Source organism: Flavobacterium hauense (genome assembly GCF_054457175.1).
Map to the genome: position 1 here is coordinate 58810 of NZ_JBTKVX010000013.1, position 17410 is coordinate 76219.

The 17410-nt window shown below is 39.7% G+C and carries 13 protein-coding genes; 9 read left to right on the top strand and 4 right to left on the bottom strand.

Going from position 1 to position 17410, the window contains the following annotated elements; translation table 11 throughout:
* Positions 1-38: 38 nt before the first annotated feature.
* From ACX0HA_RS10985 to ACX0HA_RS11025, 9 genes are all read left to right on the top strand, one after another.
* Positions 39-524, top strand: a complete 486-nt coding sequence (locus ACX0HA_RS10985; protein WP_458845330.1) for a Fur family transcriptional regulator — start codon at positions 39-41, stop codon at positions 522-524.
* Between the two features lie 109 nt (positions 525-633).
* Positions 634-1905, top strand: coding sequence for an adenylosuccinate synthase (locus tag ACX0HA_RS10990; RefSeq protein WP_458845331.1), 1272 nt, complete (start codon positions 634-636; stop codon positions 1903-1905).
* A 116-nt stretch (positions 1906-2021) separates the two neighbouring features.
* Entirely contained in the window at positions 2022-3683 is a 1662-nt protein-coding gene (locus ACX0HA_RS10995; protein WP_458845332.1) for an OstA-like protein, read from the top strand.
* A gap of 78 nt (positions 3684-3761) precedes the next feature.
* Positions 3762-4958, top strand: coding sequence for an aspartate aminotransferase family protein (locus ACX0HA_RS11000; RefSeq protein WP_458845333.1), 1197 nt, complete (start codon positions 3762-3764; stop codon positions 4956-4958).
* Positions 4959-5061: 103 nt separating this feature from the next.
* Positions 5062-6465, top strand: coding sequence for a tetratricopeptide repeat protein (locus ACX0HA_RS11005; protein ID WP_458845334.1), 1404 nt, complete (start codon positions 5062-5064; stop codon positions 6463-6465).
* 62 nt (positions 6466-6527) lie between these two features.
* The gene (locus tag ACX0HA_RS11010) at positions 6528-7007 is read left to right on the top strand and encodes an energy transducer TonB (protein WP_458845335.1); all 480 of its coding nucleotides are present in this window, start codon (positions 6528-6530) and stop codon (positions 7005-7007) included.
* A 75-nt stretch (positions 7008-7082) separates the two neighbouring features.
* Positions 7083-7502 (top strand): energy transducer TonB, encoded by a 420-nt coding sequence (locus tag ACX0HA_RS11015; RefSeq protein WP_458845336.1) that lies wholly within the window; start codon positions 7083-7085, stop codon positions 7500-7502.
* Between the two features lie 91 nt (positions 7503-7593).
* The gene (locus tag ACX0HA_RS11020; RefSeq protein WP_458845337.1) at positions 7594-8334 is read left to right on the top strand and encodes a shikimate dehydrogenase family protein; all 741 of its coding nucleotides are present in this window, start codon (positions 7594-7596) and stop codon (positions 8332-8334) included.
* A 139-nt stretch (positions 8335-8473) separates the two neighbouring features.
* Positions 8474-10600, top strand: a complete 2127-nt coding sequence (locus ACX0HA_RS11025; protein ID WP_458845338.1) for a DUF349 domain-containing protein — start codon at positions 8474-8476, stop codon at positions 10598-10600.
* A 421-nt stretch (positions 10601-11021) separates the two neighbouring features.
* On the opposite strand, the gene ACX0HA_RS11030 is transcribed toward ACX0HA_RS11025, so the two are convergent.
* The 4 genes from ACX0HA_RS11030 to ACX0HA_RS11045 form a co-directional block, all read right to left on the bottom strand.
* Positions 11022-14765: an Ig-like domain-containing protein gene (locus tag ACX0HA_RS11030; RefSeq protein ID WP_458845339.1), complete on the bottom strand. Its 3744-nt coding sequence runs from the start codon at positions 14763-14765 to the stop codon at positions 11022-11024.
* A gap of 184 nt (positions 14766-14949) precedes the next feature.
* Complete coding sequence (locus tag ACX0HA_RS11035; RefSeq protein WP_458845340.1) at positions 14950-16083, bottom strand: hypothetical protein; 1134 nt, start codon at positions 16081-16083, stop codon at positions 14950-14952.
* A 17-nt stretch (positions 16084-16100) separates the two neighbouring features.
* On the bottom strand, positions 16101-16874 hold the full coding sequence (gene mazG, locus ACX0HA_RS11040) for a nucleoside triphosphate pyrophosphohydrolase (RefSeq protein ID WP_458845341.1): 774 nt from the start codon (positions 16872-16874) through the stop codon (positions 16101-16103).
* Between the two features lie 76 nt (positions 16875-16950).
* On the bottom strand, positions 16951-17391 hold the full coding sequence (locus ACX0HA_RS11045; protein ID WP_458845342.1) for a DUF5606 family protein: 441 nt from the start codon (positions 17389-17391) through the stop codon (positions 16951-16953).
* Positions 17392-17410: the final 19 nt, after the last annotated feature.

A 17410-nucleotide genomic window follows, 5' to 3' on the forward strand; every position in this document is an offset into this window, starting at 1 on the left:
GAAATTTAGATTATCTTTGCACCATCGATACAAAAACCATGGAAAATAATAAAAACCAGGACATTGTAAAAAATGTTTTTACGAAGTTCTTAGAAGACAAAGGCCACAGGAAAACTCCTGAACGATACGCTATACTTCAGGAAATTTATGATGCCACGGAACATTTTGACATTGAATCTCTTTATATAAAAATGAAGAATAAAAACTATCGTGTGAGCCGTGCTACACTGTACAATACGATAGAGCTGCTTTTAGATTGCGGGCTTGTAAGAAGGCACCAGTTTGGACAAAACCAGAGCCACTATGAGAAATCATATTTTGATAAGCAGCATGATCATATTATTATGACCGATACTGGAGAAGTTATAGAGTTTTGCGATCCAAGAATACAATCTATCAAAAAAACAATAGAAGAGATATTTGGTATTGAAATTCATAACCATTCTTTATACCTTTACGGCCATAAAAAACAAGTTGCACCAGAGACGCAGCCTATCGCTGAAGAACCTGTTGCAGAGCATTAATAAAGGGCTCGTTTAGAAAAACGACAAACCAACCCTGAAAAGGATTGGTTTTTATTTTTAGTAAATATCCGAAAAACAATTATTTCAAAATAACAAACAAATTAAAGGAATGACCGTAGATTTGCTGCTTGGATTACAGTGGGGCGACGAAGGCAAAGGAAAGATCGTTGACGTACTCACCTCAAAATATGATATTATTGCCCGTTTTCAGGGTGGACCAAATGCTGGCCACACTCTTGAGTTTGACGGTATCAAACACGTTTTAAGAACTATACCATCCGGTATATTCCACAAAAACTCAGTAAATATCATCGGTAACGGTGTGGTTATGGATCCTGTAGTTTTCCAAAAGGAGATCGAAGGCCTTGAGAAATTCAACATCGACATCCAGTCACGCCTTTTTATTTCAAGAAAAGCACACCTTATCCTTCCTACACACCGCCTTCTGGATGCTGCATCTGAAGCATCTAAAGGAAAAGCAAAGATTGGATCTACCCTTAAAGGTATCGGCCCTACATACATGGACAAAACCGGAAGGAATGGTCTTCGTGTAGGTGATATTGAACTTCCTAATTTTGAAGAGCTTTACCGCCACCTTGCAGACAAGCATCAGGCTATGATAGATTTCTACAATGTAGAGCTTGAATATGACCTTGCTGAGCTTGAAGCTGAATTCTTTGCTGCGGTAAAAGAACTTAAGAAACTAACATTCATCGATAGCGAAGAATACCTAAACAACGCCATGAAAGAAGGAAAAACCATCCTTGCTGAAGGCGCTCAGGGATCGCTTCTTGATATCGATTTTGGTACATATCCATTCGTTACTTCATCTAACACTACTGCTGCCGGAGCCTGTACAGGTCTTGGTATAGCACCAAACAGGGTTAAAGATGTATTCGGAATTTTCAAAGCGTACACTACACGTGTGGGTAGCGGGCCCTTCCCAACTGAACTGTTTGATGAAGATGGAGAAACTATGGCACGCGTGGGTAACGAATTCGGTTCGGTTACAGGACGCGCAAGACGTTGCGGATGGTTAGACCTTGTAGCACTTAAATATGCAGTACAGGTAAATGGCGTTACCGCTCTTTACATGATGAAAGGCGACGTACTTTCAGGTTTTGATACCCTTAAAGTATGTACAGCTTATAAATATAAAGGACAGGAAATCAAGCACCTTCCTTATAACATTGAGCCGGAGAATGTAACTCCAATATTTGTTGAGAAAAAAGGATGGGCTGCAGACCTTACAGGTATGACCACCTATGACCAGCTTCCTGCTGAGCTTAAAGAATATATCGAATTTATTGAAAAAGAACTTGAAGTGCCTATCAAAGTTGTATCTGTAGGCCCGGACAGGACTCAGACAATAATGAAATAATACAGAAGCCGCTTTTTAAAAGCGGCTTTTTTTTGCCTTGAATTTAATCATACAATAAAAACACGGCACACCTATTGTGATTGTTTTTATGTAAATTTGTTCCAAATTATTAAAACTTGAAAAAGCTTCTTTTCTTATTTATTGCTTTTATCTCGCTTTATAGCCCTGCAATACTGGCACAGAAGCAGATTGTCATAGAACATGTTGATTTCAGCGAAATGAACCAGGCAGAGATTCCGGGAGCCATTGTGCTTTCAGGAAATGTAGTGGTGCTGCACGACGGGATCAGGATGACCTGCCACAAAGCATATCATTTCACTAAAGAAAACTACATCAAGCTTTTTGGGGATGTTAAGATGAATCAGGGCGACACCCTGTTCATGGACAGCCGCTATGCTGAATATAACGGTAATAAAAAGTTTGCCTATGCTACCGGAGACGTATTGATGCGCTCTCCTGACATGAGGCTTACAACGGATACCATTAATTTTGACAGGAGCATCCAGCAGGCATATTACAACTCTTACGGAACAATTGTAAATGGCGAAAATACACTCAAGAGCAAATCAGGAAGATATATAGCCGGACAGAAAAAATACGAATTCAGGACAGCGGTAACGCTTACTAATCCCAAACATGTACTGAAGTCTAACCATTTGGATTACTACACCAATTCGGGACATTCCTATGTATTTGGCCCGTCGACAATTACCAGCAAGGAGGATTTCATCTACACTGAAAAGGGTTTCTATGACACCAAGAAAAATCAGGCAGAACTGCTCACGAACTCTTACATAAAACATGACACGCAGGTCATTCGGGGAGATAAACTCTATTATGACAAACAAAGAAACTATTCATCGGGTACCAACAATGTACGTGTAAAAGACACCGTAAATAAGTATATACTGGAAGGCCACTATGCCGAAATATACCGAAAGCCCTTGGGAGATTCACTGGTTATGACCAAACATGCTGTCGCGAAAACGCTGGTAGAAAAAGACACCCTTTACACCCATGCTAAATTTATGGTTGTGACCGGTAAACCCGGCGAAAGGGTTGTGAGAGGTTATAACAATGCCCGTTTTTACAAAGTTGACATGAGCGGCAAATGTGATTCCATTCACTCTGACGAAAAGAAAGGGCTTACGCAGATGATAAAGAATCCGGTAGTATGGAATGGAGACAGCCAGCTTACCGGAGACAGGATACATCTTATTTCAAACAGTAAAACTGAACAGTTAGACTCCCTTAAAGTACTTGGCAACGCATTTATTATACAAAAAGACACCATTGGCACCGGATACAATCAGGTAAAAGGAAAGAATTTGTACGGAAAATTCAGGGATAACAAACTCTATGAGGTAGACCTGATAGGCAATGCCGAAAAGATCGTATATATGTATGATAAATTGGAGCTCTTTGGCATCGACAAAGGAAAAGGCAGCCGCATACATCTGGACATTGTTGATAATAAGATCACAACATTTGTGCTATACCAAAAAACTGAAAGCGAAACATATCCTGATTCAGAGTTTCCTGAAAGTGTCCGGAAATTCAGGGGATTTGTATGGCGGGGCGATGAGATGATACTTACTAAGGATGATATTTTTCCGCAGGAAGAAAAAGACCTGCATGATAAGATCGTAAACAAAAGCACTTCTGATAAAAAAGTGGAGGACACTCCTATGGAGCCGCTAAAGAAGACGCTCGAATACGATAAGAACAATCCGCAGCCAAAGCCTAAACCGGAGGCTCCTATTGAACAAAAAAAATAATACTATCGAGATTAACGAAATAGCTGTACCATCTGGAGCGAAGCAAAATCGAAAATCTCAATATGGAATACACACACAATGCTTAACGACTTTTTAAAATACCAGGCACAAACATCCCCCTATCCACTAGGAATGGAAGTTTCTCACGCTAAGGGCTCTTATATATATGACACCAATAACAAGGCTTATCTTGACTTTGTAGCAGGTGTTTCGGCTACAACGCTTGGACATCAGCACCCAAGGGTAAATGAGTATATCATAAACCAGCTGAATAAATACAGCCATGTTATGGTCTATGGCGAATATGCCCAGCACCCTGCAGTAGAATTATGCAGACTATTAGCAGAGCACATGCCTCCTCAACTTAATAAGACCTATCTGGTCAACTCAGGTACAGAAGCTACTGAAGGTGCTTTAAAACTTGCCCGTAGGGTAACTGGGCGCAGCCAGCTTATCTCTTGCTTTAATGCTTATCACGGCAATACCATGGGCTCCATGAGCGTCATGGGCTTTGAAGAGCGCAAGCAGATATTCCGTCCGCTAATACCGGATGTAGACTTTATTACTTTCAACAACGAAGAAGACCTCGAAAAGATAACGACCAAAACAGCCGGTATTATCCTGGAGACAATTCAGGGAGGTGCAGGCTTTATACAGCCTCACAATGACTTCCTGAAAAAAGTAAGGCAACGTTGCGACGAAGTGGGCGCCATAATGATACTTGACGAAATACAGCCGGGTTTTGGCCGTACAGGCAAATTATTTGGTTTCCAAAACTATGATGTTGTTCCCGACGTAGTTATAATGGGCAAAGGAATGGGCGGAGGAATGCCTGTTGGTGCCTTTACTGCCAATGAAAAGATGATGGATCTGCTGAGCCATGACCCGAAACTGGGACATATAACCACCTTTGGTGGACACCCCGTAATTGCTGCTGCCTGTTTAGCAACCTTACAGGAACTAACCGAAACTGACATAATGGCGCAGGCGCTTGAAAAAGAAAAACTATTCAGAAAACTATTAGTACATCCGCTTATTAAAGAAATACGCGGAGAAGGCCTGATGCTTGCCCCTATGACCGAAAGCGCCGATATCACTAACAAAGTGATACTTCGTTGCCAGGAAAAAGGTCTTATTTTATTTTGGCTGCTGTTTGAAGGCTGCGCAATCAGGATAACTCCTCCCCTTACGGTTACCGAAGAAGAGATTGTAGAAGGATGTGGCATTATTATTGAAGTTATGAATGAGATTCTTGCCGAACAAAACAATAATTAACAATAAAATTTGTTAATTAAATTGTTCAAAAGAATTATAAATTATTTCCTTTTGGGGTTTACATTTCGTAACTTTAATAAGGATAATTTTAAACAATAGGAGTATGAATTTGAGCCACGAAGAAGAAGATTACAGTTTATCCTTATCAAAGTTTGAATCGATGTTGAAAACCAACAAGGTTCTTTTCTTTGACTCCGAAGAGTTTGAAGACATCATTCTTCATTACCTCGACACCGGAAAAATCAATTTGGCTAAAAAGGCCTTAAAATTAGGCCTGGAACAACATCCCAGGTCAACAGGCTTAAAATTAGTACAGGTTGAGCTTTTGGTATTTGATGATAAGCTCGATATTGCCGAAAGACTATTGAATGACCTATACGCTATTGAACCTACAAACGAAGAAATATACATCCAGAAAGCTAACATTTATTCTAAAAGGGATCAGCACGATAAAGCCGTAGAGCTTTTGCAGACTGCCCTAAAGTATACTGATGATTTTGCCGATGTGTATTCTCTTATTGGAATGGAATACCTCTTTATGGATAATTTAGAGCTGGCAAGGGATAACTTCATCAAATGCCTTGAAGAAGATACCGAAGACCACTCTGCCCTATATAATGTAGTATATTGTTTTGACTTCCTTGACCAGAACCTTGAAGCTATAGATTTCCTGAACGGCTTTATTGACAAAAATCCGTACAGTGAAGTTGCATGGCATCAATTAGGCCGTCAGTATTATGCTATAAAAGATTATGAAGGAGCATTACGTGCTTTTGACTATGCCACTCTTATTGACGACAGTTTCCTTGGAGCTTTCCTTGAAAAAGCAAAAACCCTTGAAAAGCTGAAACGTTATGAAGAGGCTATCGAAGGCTATAATGCAACCATGGAGCTGGACGACCCTACCTCTTTTGCGCTATTGCGCGTAGGTAAATGCTACGAGCGTTTAGGCAATTTTGAGCAGGCACTTAACTTTTACCTTAAGACCGTTCACGAAGATCCGTTGCTGGACAAAGCATGGATAGCGATAACCGATTTTTACATTCGTCGTAAAAACTACCAAAAAGCCCTTTATTATGTAAATAAGGCGATTGGTATTGACAACGAGAATAAACTGTACTGGAAACGCTATGCTATCATCAACAAAGCACTGAGCTTTCACGAAGAGGCTGAAGAGGGTTACCGCAAAGCCGTAGAATTTGGCGATTACCAGCTGGACACATGGTTGTTCTGGACAGATACGCTTGTAACACTTGGCGAATATGAAACTGCAATAAAAGCTTTGCTTGATGCGACGGAGTATTTTCCTGAAGAGTATGAGATCGAATATCGCCTTGCAGCATTGTATTTCATGCAGCAGGAAGAAGACAAAGCGGTATTCCATTTAAGCAACGGCTTAAGATTAGGCTTTAAGCATCATACGCTGATTGAGGAGTATTTTCCTGCGATATGGTATTCTGACATTGTGCAGGATGCGATTAAAAAGCAAGAGCAAAAAAATAAATAATTTTACTTTAATATAATGAGCCTGACTATATATACATAGTCAGGCTTTTTTATTTTTATCCCATGAAATTAACCCTTACTATACCCGTATTAGCTATTGCACTGAACAGCCATGCCCAGACCACAGAAAAATCAGAAAATAAAGCAAACATTATAATCACTGACAACAAAGATGTTGAAGCTTCTGGTAACGATGATATTTACAGTACTGCCGGTCTTCAGATAAAACCCGAATTTCCGGGAGGCATGACTGCTTTTGCTAAATTTATTGGATCTAAATTCAATATACCAACTACCGAAGACGGCTTAGAAAAGATAAAGGTCTATATAACTTTTATAATCGAAAAAGATGGCAGCCTTAGTACTATAAAATTAGTAAAGGACCCCGGTTATGGTATTGGTGAAGAAATAATAAGGGTATTAAAGTTATCTCCTAAATGGAAACCCGGTGAACAAAACAATCTACCCGTGAGAACCAGTTACATGCTGCCTTTTATTGTGAATTTAGAAGACATGAATACCTTAAACGAAAAACAGCATTAGATTATACCTGTAGAAATAAAAATATTAGCCTGATTATAACCTTGAGTTAATCAGGTTTTTTTTATTTTTACAACTATGAAAGCAGCAACTTATCTAATTATATTACTGTTGTTTACGATAAATGTAAACGCACAGGCAAAAAAAGAAAACCAAATCGTAAAAGGATGCGATGCAACCATCGACCAGGATAAAGACGCAATTGTATATCCACAATATCCGGATGGAGGCGTAAAAGGATTTGAAAGTTATCTTAACAAAAAGCTGGATAAAACTAAAGCAAACGGCAAAGTAAAAAAAAGCAGGATCTACGTAACCCTGCAAGTTGAGAAAGACGGAACCGTATCTGATGCAAAAATTATGCGTAATATCGATTTTCCTGATCTCAACAACGAAATCTTAAAAGCACTGAAGCTCTCACCAAAATGGACACCAGCCACAAAAAAAGGTATCGCTGTAAAATCGCCAATTCACCTCCCCCTGACAATAAGCATTTAACACATACTCTTTTAAAAAAGTAACCTGATTATAGCCGTTGGTTAATCAGGTTTTTCTATTTTTACAAATGACCGACCATATCATTATTTAAATGAAATCTAAACGTTTTGGCCTTGTAGGCCGCAATATAAGTTACTCCTTCTCTGCCGGCTATTTCGCATCTAAGTTTGAGAAAGCCGGACTGGATAATTACACCTATACCAACTTTGATATTGAGCACATATCACAATTGTCTGAAATAATAGAAAACACAAAGAGGCTGAAAGGCCTTAATGTTACCATACCCTATAAGGAAGAAGTACTACCACTACTTGATAGCGTTTCTAAAAATGCAGCAATAATTGGGGCAGTAAACACTATAATCATTTCAAAAAAAGGCACTAAAGGCTATAATACAGACCATTATGGCTTTCGAAAGGCATTAGAACCACTACTTATGCCGCATCATAAAAAAGCGCTGATACTTGGTACAGGCGGCGCATCTAAAGCTATTGCCTATGCACTTAGAAGAATGAAGATAGAATACGATTTTGTTTCGCGAATAGCAACCGATGTGATCTATGCTTACGAAGATCTGAACAAAGAAGTGTTTGACGACTACCAAATAATCATCAATACCACGCCGCTGGGCACTTTCCCGAACATGAAAGAATGCCCGCCTATCGATTATAGTTTTTTTACCAAAAATCACCTGGCATTTGACCTTGTATACAATCCTGAAGAGACAGAATTTATGAAACGTGCCGCTCAAAATGGCGCTGCTGTGTCGAACGGATATCAGATGCTGGTGCACCAGGCAGAAAAGGCATGGAAGCTTTGGAATAAAAAATAATGCAGCTTTTTCAATAAATCACTGCTTATACTTAAAAAAAATATCGAAATATTCAGAAATTAAGGTTTTTCTTTGAATTTCAAACTGGCTTTAGTATCTTTCGGCATTAAAGCAATTAATCACTTAAGCATTTTTCACGATGTTAGAAGAAAAGAATGATAACCTGCAAGAAGCAGATGGAGAGCAATTAAACGAAGTAAACGGTACTTTACAAACCGATTACAACGCTGAGAACGAAAACGTTGAAGACCGTGATATTCCGGTTGTACATGAAACTGAAGGTCAACTGCCTTTTGCACCAAAAGAACTGCTAGAGGCTGCAAAAGTAGCCGATGAGCCTGAAGATGAAGTAACAGAAGCAATTACTCCTGAAGTAGTTGCCGATGCCGGTAAAGCCGATGAAATCGCAGCAGAGACAGCTGAAATTCCTGCTGAAGAAAAACAACTGTCTGCCGTTGAGTCGATAGCCGAAAGGAATGCCGAAGAAGGTGAAGATGATTCACATCTTGAAGGGCATGACATTCCCATGAAAAACTATGAAGAGCTATCTATGGATGAGCTTGCTGCTGAACTTGAGAAGTTAGTAGCCATGGATAAAGTAATGGCGGTTAAAGACCATATTGAAGAAATAAGAAAAGAATTCTATTCAAAATACAATCACTTTATAGAGGAGAAAAAAGACGAGTACAGCCACGAAAACAATGGCGACACTTCTGAATTTGAATACCACTTCCCTCTTAAAACAAAATTTGACACCCTTTACAACCAATACAGGGACAGGAAAAATGTTCATTTCAAAAAATTACAGACAGACCTTAAAGGAAACCTTGACAACAGGCTGGCAATTATTGAAGAACTAAAAAGTGTTGCCGAAGGCGGAGAAAACATCAAAGATGCACTTAAGCATGTAAGCGATCTTCGTGAGCGCTGGAAAAATGCAGGACCTATTCCAAGAGACAAATACAACCACGTTTGGAATAACTTCCACTTTCATATAGAGCGTTTTTATGACCACCTGCACCTTGACAGGGAAGCCAGGGATATGGACTTTAAACATAATCTTGAGCAAAAGCAAAAAATCATAGCACGTGTTGAAGAGCTTGTAAAAGAAGAAGACATCAACAAAGCATTCCGTGAGCTTCAGGCACTTCACAAGATATGGAAAGAAGAGATCGGGCCGGTATCGAGAGACCACCGCGAAGAGATCTGGATCCGATTCAGTGAGCTGACAAAGCAGCTTCATGATAAACGAGAAACTCTTGTAGCTAAAAGCAGGGAGCTTGAAGAAGAAAACCTTGCTAAAAAGAAAGAGATCATTGCTCAGATAAACGCTATATCTGAAGAAAAAATAAGTGCACATAATGCATGGCAGGGTCAGATAGACCGTATCGAAGCTTTAAGAGATCAATTCTTTAAAGCCGGCAAAGTTCCTTTAGAGGTAAACGAAGACACCTGGGCCACTTTTAAAGGCGCTGTAAGGAACTTTAATACAGTAAAGAACTCTTTTTACAAAGACATTAAAAAAGACCAGCAGGACAACCTGAATAGAAAACAGGCATTGGTAGAAAAAGCAAAATCACTACAGGATAGTGAAGATTTTGCAGCTACTACTGTAATCATGAAACAAATACAGGACGAATGGAAAACCATTGGGCATGTACCAAGGAAATATTCTGATACTGTATGGAAAGAATTCAAGGCGGCATGCAACCACTACTTCGACAGGCTTCATGCACAACGCAACGAGGCTAACCAAGACGAACTTGAAGCTTTTGAAAAGAAAAAAGAATACCTTGACAACCTTAAAGAATTTGCACTTACCGGAGACCATAAAACCGACCTTGATGCAATCAAGAAACATATTGAGAACTGGAAAGGTTTAGGCCGTGTACCTCAGGCAAGAAGGCATATTGAAGGTAAATTCAACAAGATACTTGATGCCCTTTTTGACAAACTTAGCCTGTCTAAGAAAGAAACGGAAATGGTACGCTTCAGCAATCGCTTAGAGCAGCTTTCTGGAGGTGATGACACCCGAAGACTGGAAAACGAGCAGCTTTTCATTATGCGTAAGATTGACGAAGTTCAGGGAGAAATTTTCCAGTTGGAAAACAATATCCAGTTCATCTCTAACGCCAAAGGCGATAATCCTTTTGTAAAGGAAGTCCAAAAAAGTATTGAACGCCATAAAGAGGAGCTTAAAACGTGGAAAGACAAGCTTAAGCAAATCAGGGAGCTTAAAAAACAGCAACAGGAAGGAAAAGAATAATTTTCTAATTCATACATAAAAAAAGCCGGCTATACAGTCGGCTTTTTTATTATGCTATTTTACACTTTATTTTCTCATCAATTTTACAATTAGCAACGTAATAATTCCAGATAACGCTGAAGCAAATATCAATACCAACCACCAATAGGGAAGAACCCAAATAAAATAATATTCAAAACTTTTTGGAATACCCTGAAAGTAGTTTGTAATACCATAGTTAGCCATCCCTTCTTTTATTGTCAGAAAGTACAGCACAAGCCAAAAAATCACTAAGTAGAAAAGAAAATATTTAAGGAATTGTTTCATATAGGTGTCTCTCTTCAAATATCATACTAAAACAGAATTCAAATATAGCTCATAAAAAAGAGGGGCCGGCAACCAATAGCCGAACCCCTCTTATGAACTAAAAACTATTACTCTGTTACTGTTTTACAATTTTGAAAGTTGCCGTACCACCGTTAGCTCCATATACCTGAAGTATATAAGTAGCCTGAGGCAGGTTAGCAATACTGATTTGTGCAGAGTTTGCATTTACTTGTTTTTCTAAAACACGCTGCCCAAGAAGGTTGATAATAACAATTTGAGATAGTGCGTCTTTAGCATCTAAGTTAAGTACATCTGTAGTTGGGTTAGGATAGATTTTAATTTTAGAAAGCTCAAAATCTTCTCTGCTCAACACAATGTTTACCGCAATAGACTTGATATCGCTTTCGCATTCTCCTATACTTTGCTTAACTCCATATACACCACCATCAATCAGCGGTGTACTTTCAGGGATACTAACCCAAGCATCCTCATTAAGGAAATACCAGCTTACAGTTACTCCTGTAAAGAATTCAAGCTCAAGATCTGCAACAGTTTCTCCTGCTGTAAAATCCTGTTCTGCTTCACCCACAGGCTCATCCGGTTGCGTAGTAACAATTACAGAAACCGGCTTAGCCTGGCTTTCACAGCCATTTGCAGTTTGTGAAACGGTATAATTTCCTGTAATTAATGCATCGCCTTCACCCATAAGACTGCCCGAAGGAGAATACCAGTTCACCTGATACGTTTCTGTTGCACCTGCATTCAGGTCAGATACAATTGCGCTACCACAGAATAATTGCTGAGCAATTGGAGCCGGCGCAGCTGTAATGATAAGCGAAACAGCTACTGGAGCCATTACACTTTCACAACCATTGACAATCTGAGACAGATAAAAAGTTCCGGCTGTTACTACCGTTGTACTCGCAAGCGGAGTTGTATCGTTCATAGTAGCATACCAATTAAATGAAGCACCTTCTACACCTGTTGCTTCAAGCTCTGCAAAGGTTGTGCCCTGGCAAACTGTTAAGCTTTGAGTTGTTGGAGCTTCAATAAATGTAAAGGTAACAGTAACAGATGTTCTTGCACTTTCACAAGTACCCAATACCTGTGATACAAAATATGTAGTCCCTGAAACTGCAGCAGTAGTAGGTGGAAGCTGTGTTGCAGTTCCGTTGTTAGCATACCATCTTAAAGTTGCTCCTTCAACTGCCTCTACAGGTATATCAGAAAGTTGTGAGCCTGTACAAATAGCCTGATTTGATATAACAGGGGCATTTAGGGTTTCATTAACCGTAACAACAACAGTATCTCTGTCACTTTCACAGTCATTTACTTTTTGAGAAGCATAGTAGGTACCTGAAACCAAAACCGCAGACGCCAAAAGAGCTGTTCCACTTGTTTCCGAGTCATACCATTTTATAGTTCCACCGGCAATAGCGGTAGCTTGAAGATTAGCAACAGTAGAACCTGCACATAATTGCTGATCAGCTACTTCTGGTGCAGCTACATCCAGCAAAGTAACCTGCACAGCTGCTTTACCGCTTTCACATGAAGATATAGTCTGAGTCACATAATAAGTACCTGCAACCACAGGAATTTCAGGTGTTAGTGGTGTAGTACTGTCTTGAGTAGCAAACCATTTAAATGTAGCCAGATCACTTCCGCTGGCATGTAAGTCAGCAACAGTAGCACCCGTACATAATTCCATTGGATTAGTATCAATAGTTGGTGGTACAATTGTAGCCACTGCAACCTGTACCTCTACTCTTACTCCTTCACAAACGCCTAATACCTGCGATACATAATAAAGACCTGTCCCTAAAGGCGCAGTTGAAAGCAATTGTGTTGTTGAAGTATTTGAATTGTACCATTTTATTGTCGCTCCTGTTACTGCGGTAGCCTGAAGGTTAGCCACAGTACTGTTAGATCCTGCACAAAAAGTTTGTACTGTTGGTGTTACAGGAGGAGGTGTTGTATTTACTGTTATAGCTACAGTAGCCCTTGCACTTTCGCAACCACTTACTGTTTGAGTTACAAAATAATCGCCGTGTACTAAAAGTACAGTTGGCGCAAGCGGAGTACCGCCAGTTGCAGCAGCATACCATTTAATGTTTACACCGCTGGTAGTAGCCAGGCCTGAAACCATAGCCCCATTACAGAATGTTTGAGGAACTGCTGTAGGTAAAGGTGTTGGAGCTAGTGTAACTGTAAGAGCAGCTGATCTTGGGCTTTCGCAAGTACCTATAGTTTGAGTAACATAATAGTTACCATTAGCAAGAACCGTACTCGTCGGTAATAAATTTCCTGCTGTTGGCGCATCATACCATTTATAAATAGCACCTGTTATACCGTTGTACTGTAAATCGGCAACTGTTGAGCCCGGACATAGTGACTGGTTATTCACTGTAGGAGCTGCCGGAGTAGTACATGTCCCTAATTCATAAGTAACAGTTACGGTCCAGCTATTGTTCGTTACCTTATTAAGGTTTGTTGCACATACAGGTGTTGCACCGGTTGTTCTCCATGCTCTAAGTTCAAAATTAACTGTACCGGTAAGGTTATTGGCAAATGTTAAACCAGAACGGTTGTATGTAGCAACTCCCGTTGAATTTACAGCAGGCCCAGCGGTTACAGCCGCTTCGCCAAGACTGTTAGTAGTACAATACAAAAGAGAGCGCTGTTGAGACTGCTGGCCTGTACTGGCTGCTGTCATGGTATAGTTCGTTGCAACAGAAGCAATTTTATATCCCGGTGGTACAGTAACTGATAATGTACCAGGACATGTTGTAGCCGAAGTTGCCGTAGGTGCCGTATCATAAGATGTAGATATGTCACCAGTAGTAAAAGTAGTGCTTATCTGTCCTGCCGTAAAGGCTTTCATTTTCCAAAGCCCCTTATCCGTTCCACCACAATTTGTCCTTAGCCAAAAATAATAGGACTGTCCTGCAACAAGATTTGTTAAAGAAAGAGTAGTTGTACCCGCAGCAACAGTACCTGTAGGAGTAGTAGTCTCAGTTGGAGGTGTTGCAGAAGATGTTATATAATACTCATAACCTGATGCCGGTGCCGGTGTAGGAGCTGTCCAGCTAAAGTTTCCACCTGCCATAGTTGACACTGCTGTAATATTAAGTGGTGATTTACAGCTCACATACCTGTCAGCAGAGAAAGCGAAGATGTTTACTGCCTCAATTCCAGTAGATGGCGTTTTAGTTATCTGTACGCTTTGGACAAGTTTAGGTTGGTTAGCAGCTAATAATGTCATCGTGATCTGGTACATCCTTGGATTTGTGGAATTCGGTTCAAGAACATCATTAAACCTCCCGATTCGTCCAATCCCTTGTATTGCAGCATTTGTGCCTCCAAACCAATCGGAAACAACTAAATTACTAAAAGGCTGGTTAGTACCATCGGTAAAGTTTACAATAGCATTAACTGTTCCAGAGCCACTGCCTGTAACACCAAGCATATATAATGTAACAACCGGTATAGGAGTTGCAAAAGTAATAGTTCCGGTTGTTGTTGTAGCTGTAGCCAGTCGCAATGAGTTATTTCCTGACAAAGGAGCTAATTGATAGCTTAATCCGCTTGTAACGGCAGAATTTATAAGGCCATTAGCAGGTACCCCATAAGTAAGGGCTGTACTGGTACTTGTAAGCTTATAGTCTGTTGATACATAATTAAAGCTTACGCCATCAATATCAATGCTCGTTGAAGCTTGGGCTGGCCCCACGCCATTTGCAATAACGTCGGCGTTAAGACCCGACAAAATGGGCATTTGCTGGTACTCCTGAGCCGTGACCGCCGTGACCGACAGGACCGCCAATAAGCAGGAATAACCATTAAGTAATTTTTTAAACATGTAGTTAAATTTAGGTTAAGATAATTTTTAGAAAATTAAGAATTAAATACATTATTTTACAAAAAATTATGATTTTTTAATTTTTATAACAAAAAAAGCTAAATACAACTCTATTTAGAGCGTATTTAGCTTTTTAACTTAAATTTTAACTTAAAAAACGACTAAGTAGTTAAAAAAGTAATAATTAGCCTTTCTGTTTCCAATCCAAGGATACCGGAATTTTAGTACTGATTATCGTTGGCTCTTTAACAATTCTTTTCTCATAACGGGGTATGATTGTTAAATCATTAAATTTTTCATCTTTATATTTTATATGTTCCATGATTGCCGACACCTTAACATTCACATCTATGGGTTGCACATAATTATCGTTCATAAGAACCATATTTAACTTCCCCTGAAGCATTGCAGCCTCAGTAAAACGTTTATAAGCAGCTATTCCTTTGCCGTTATCAAGAGATTTATAAGTTTTATCCTGAAACAGCAATTTAGTATTCTGCTCATTCAGCAAAACATACGCTACATCTTCCCCATTTGAGGGCAGCGCAAGATTGGTCAAAGCACCTGCCGCTATCCCACCCAAAGGAGTAGAGAAATAACTTGCCGCTCCTTTGACAGCATCAACAATCATCTTGCGGTTCTGGTTCCAGTACTCATTACTCTCCTTACCTACCCCTACCCAATATGCCCAGGCAACCACTTTTTTGGTTTCATCCCTGGTCATGTAATTTTCGGGCAAAGCAAAAGATACCGTAGTCCTGGTTTCGCCTAATGTGGTTTTAGATTCAACCCTTTGGTTCTTGTCGATAACTACCTCTTCATATTTTTTCTCATAGTAGGCTACTCTACGTGTTTTTTGCACCTTTAAGCTATCATAACCCACCACTACATCTTTAGTAAGAGAACTCCAGCTTGTATCCTGAACAGTAACCCACTTTACCGACGTAGCATAGCCTTCTGTCTTTTTTGATGCCGGCACACGCTGAATCTTTATATTACAAAGCCTTGCTTCTTTAGCTGTGTTGCTAATCCTGAATTTATAAACCGAATTTCTCCCAATTATAAATTCGCGGTTCTTTTCTTTTTTAACCTCATGCCCTTTATATTTATAGGTCTCAGGATATTCTATTACTGCAACCTCATCTATCGTATTGCCATTAGACTCTTCAACAGTCAGCAATACTCTGTCGCCTTCGGCAAAACTGTAGTACAACTCTTCAGCAGCCGCAGGATTAATACGCAGCTGTAAGTCGGCCACGATGGTCTTTTGCCCAAAACAAACGCCTGTAAATAACAGCAGGACCAGAAATTTATTCATATAGTAAGTAAAAGTGATTATAGTTTTTTTGCTTCGTTCCAAAAAACGTCCATTTCGGCAAGAGTCATGTCGGCCAAAGGTTTGCCTAGTTCAGATGCTTTGCTTTCAAGGTACATGAAACGTTTAATGAATTTCTTGTTTGTGCGCTCCAGTGCATCTTCAGGGTTAACATTCAAGAAGCGGGCATAGTTGATCATGGAAAACAACACATCGCCAAATTCGGCTTCAATCTTATCCTGATCGCCATTTTTTACTTCTTCCTGAAATTCTTTTATCTCTTCCTGAACCTTATCCCAAACCTGGTGCGGCTCTTCCCAGTCAAAACCTACTCCTTTAGCTTTATCTTGTATACGGCTCGCCTTAACTAATGCGGGCAGGCTTTTAGGCACACCTTCCAAAACCGATTTTTTGCCTTCTTTCAACTTCAGCTTTTCCCAGTTTTGTTTCACCTCTTCTTCATCAGCCACAACTACATCGCCATAAATATGCGGATGGCGGTGAATCAGCTTTTCGCAAATTTCATTAGCCACATCAGCCATATCAAAATCGCCGGTTTCACTACCTATTTTGGCATAAAAAACAATATGAAGCAATATATCGCCAAGCTCTTTCTTTATTTCCTGCAGGTTATTATCAAGAATGGCATCGCCCAATTCATAGGTTTCTTCAATAGTAAGATGGCGAAGGGATTGCAATGTCTGCTTTTTATCCCAGGGGCATTTTTCACGAAGGTCATCCATGATGTCTAACAGGCGGTTAAAGGCATCGAGTTGTTGTTGGCGTGTGTTCATATATTTTTTTTGTAAAAATAAAAAATCCTGCCTTCTGTTTTCAAAAGGCAGGATAGTATTATTATGATAGTATAAACTATTCTTCAGTTTTCACTTCCTCTGCAGCAGCAGGAACTTCAGCTGCTACCGGTGCCTCTTTAGAAACAAGTCCTTTTGCCTGAAGCATGTTATACCAGTTAAGTATCTTTTTGATGTCAGAAGCATATACCCTGTCCTCGTCAAACGCAGGAAGCACTTCCCTGAAATATTTTTCAAGTTTAGCATTATCCTCTTTGTGAGATAATGAAGGGCCATTATCTTCTTTAGCAGCTATAGCGCTGAATACTTCCGAAAGACGAACTTCTCCATCATAGGTATAAACAGATATTTCAGAAAGAAGGCTAACATTGCTTCTAAGGCCAACCGTTACTTTCTTTCCGTCTGTAAGTGACTCAGCTACAAAGCCTGTACGTGTTTGTAATTTCAGCTCGTATAATCCCGGTTTTCCGGAAATAGATAATATTTTCTCGATGCTCATTGTATTATTTTTTTAAAGG

Coding starts and splice junctions, on each gene's coding strand:
- ACX0HA_RS10985 (WP_458845330.1), top strand. CDS start 39: ATGGAAAATAATAAAAACCAGGACATTGTAAAAAATGTTTTTACGAAG.
- ACX0HA_RS10990 (WP_458845331.1), top strand. CDS start 634: ATGACCGTAGATTTGCTGCTTGGATTACAGTGGGGCGACGAAGGCAAA.
- ACX0HA_RS11000 (WP_458845333.1), top strand. CDS start 3,762: ATGCTTAACGACTTTTTAAAATACCAGGCACAAACATCCCCCTATCCA.
- ACX0HA_RS11005 (WP_458845334.1), top strand. CDS start 5,062: ATGAATTTGAGCCACGAAGAAGAAGATTACAGTTTATCCTTATCAAAG.
- ACX0HA_RS11010 (WP_458845335.1), top strand. CDS start 6,528: ATGAAATTAACCCTTACTATACCCGTATTAGCTATTGCACTGAACAGC.
- ACX0HA_RS11015 (WP_458845336.1), top strand. CDS start 7,083: ATGAAAGCAGCAACTTATCTAATTATATTACTGTTGTTTACGATAAAT.
- ACX0HA_RS11020 (WP_458845337.1), top strand. CDS start 7,594: ATGAAATCTAAACGTTTTGGCCTTGTAGGCCGCAATATAAGTTACTCC.
- ACX0HA_RS11025 (WP_458845338.1), top strand. CDS start 8,474: ATGTTAGAAGAAAAGAATGATAACCTGCAAGAAGCAGATGGAGAGCAA.
- ACX0HA_RS11030 (WP_458845339.1), bottom strand. CDS start 14,765: ATGTTTAAAAAATTACTTAATGGTTATTCCTGCTTATTGGCGGTCCTG.
- ACX0HA_RS11035 (WP_458845340.1), bottom strand. CDS start 16,083: ATGAATAAATTTCTGGTCCTGCTGTTATTTACAGGCGTTTGTTTTGGG.
- mazG (WP_458845341.1), bottom strand. CDS start 16,874: ATGAACACACGCCAACAACAACTCGATGCCTTTAACCGCCTGTTAGAC.
- ACX0HA_RS11045 (WP_458845342.1), bottom strand. CDS start 17,391: ATGAGCATCGAGAAAATATTATCTATTTCCGGAAAACCGGGATTATAC.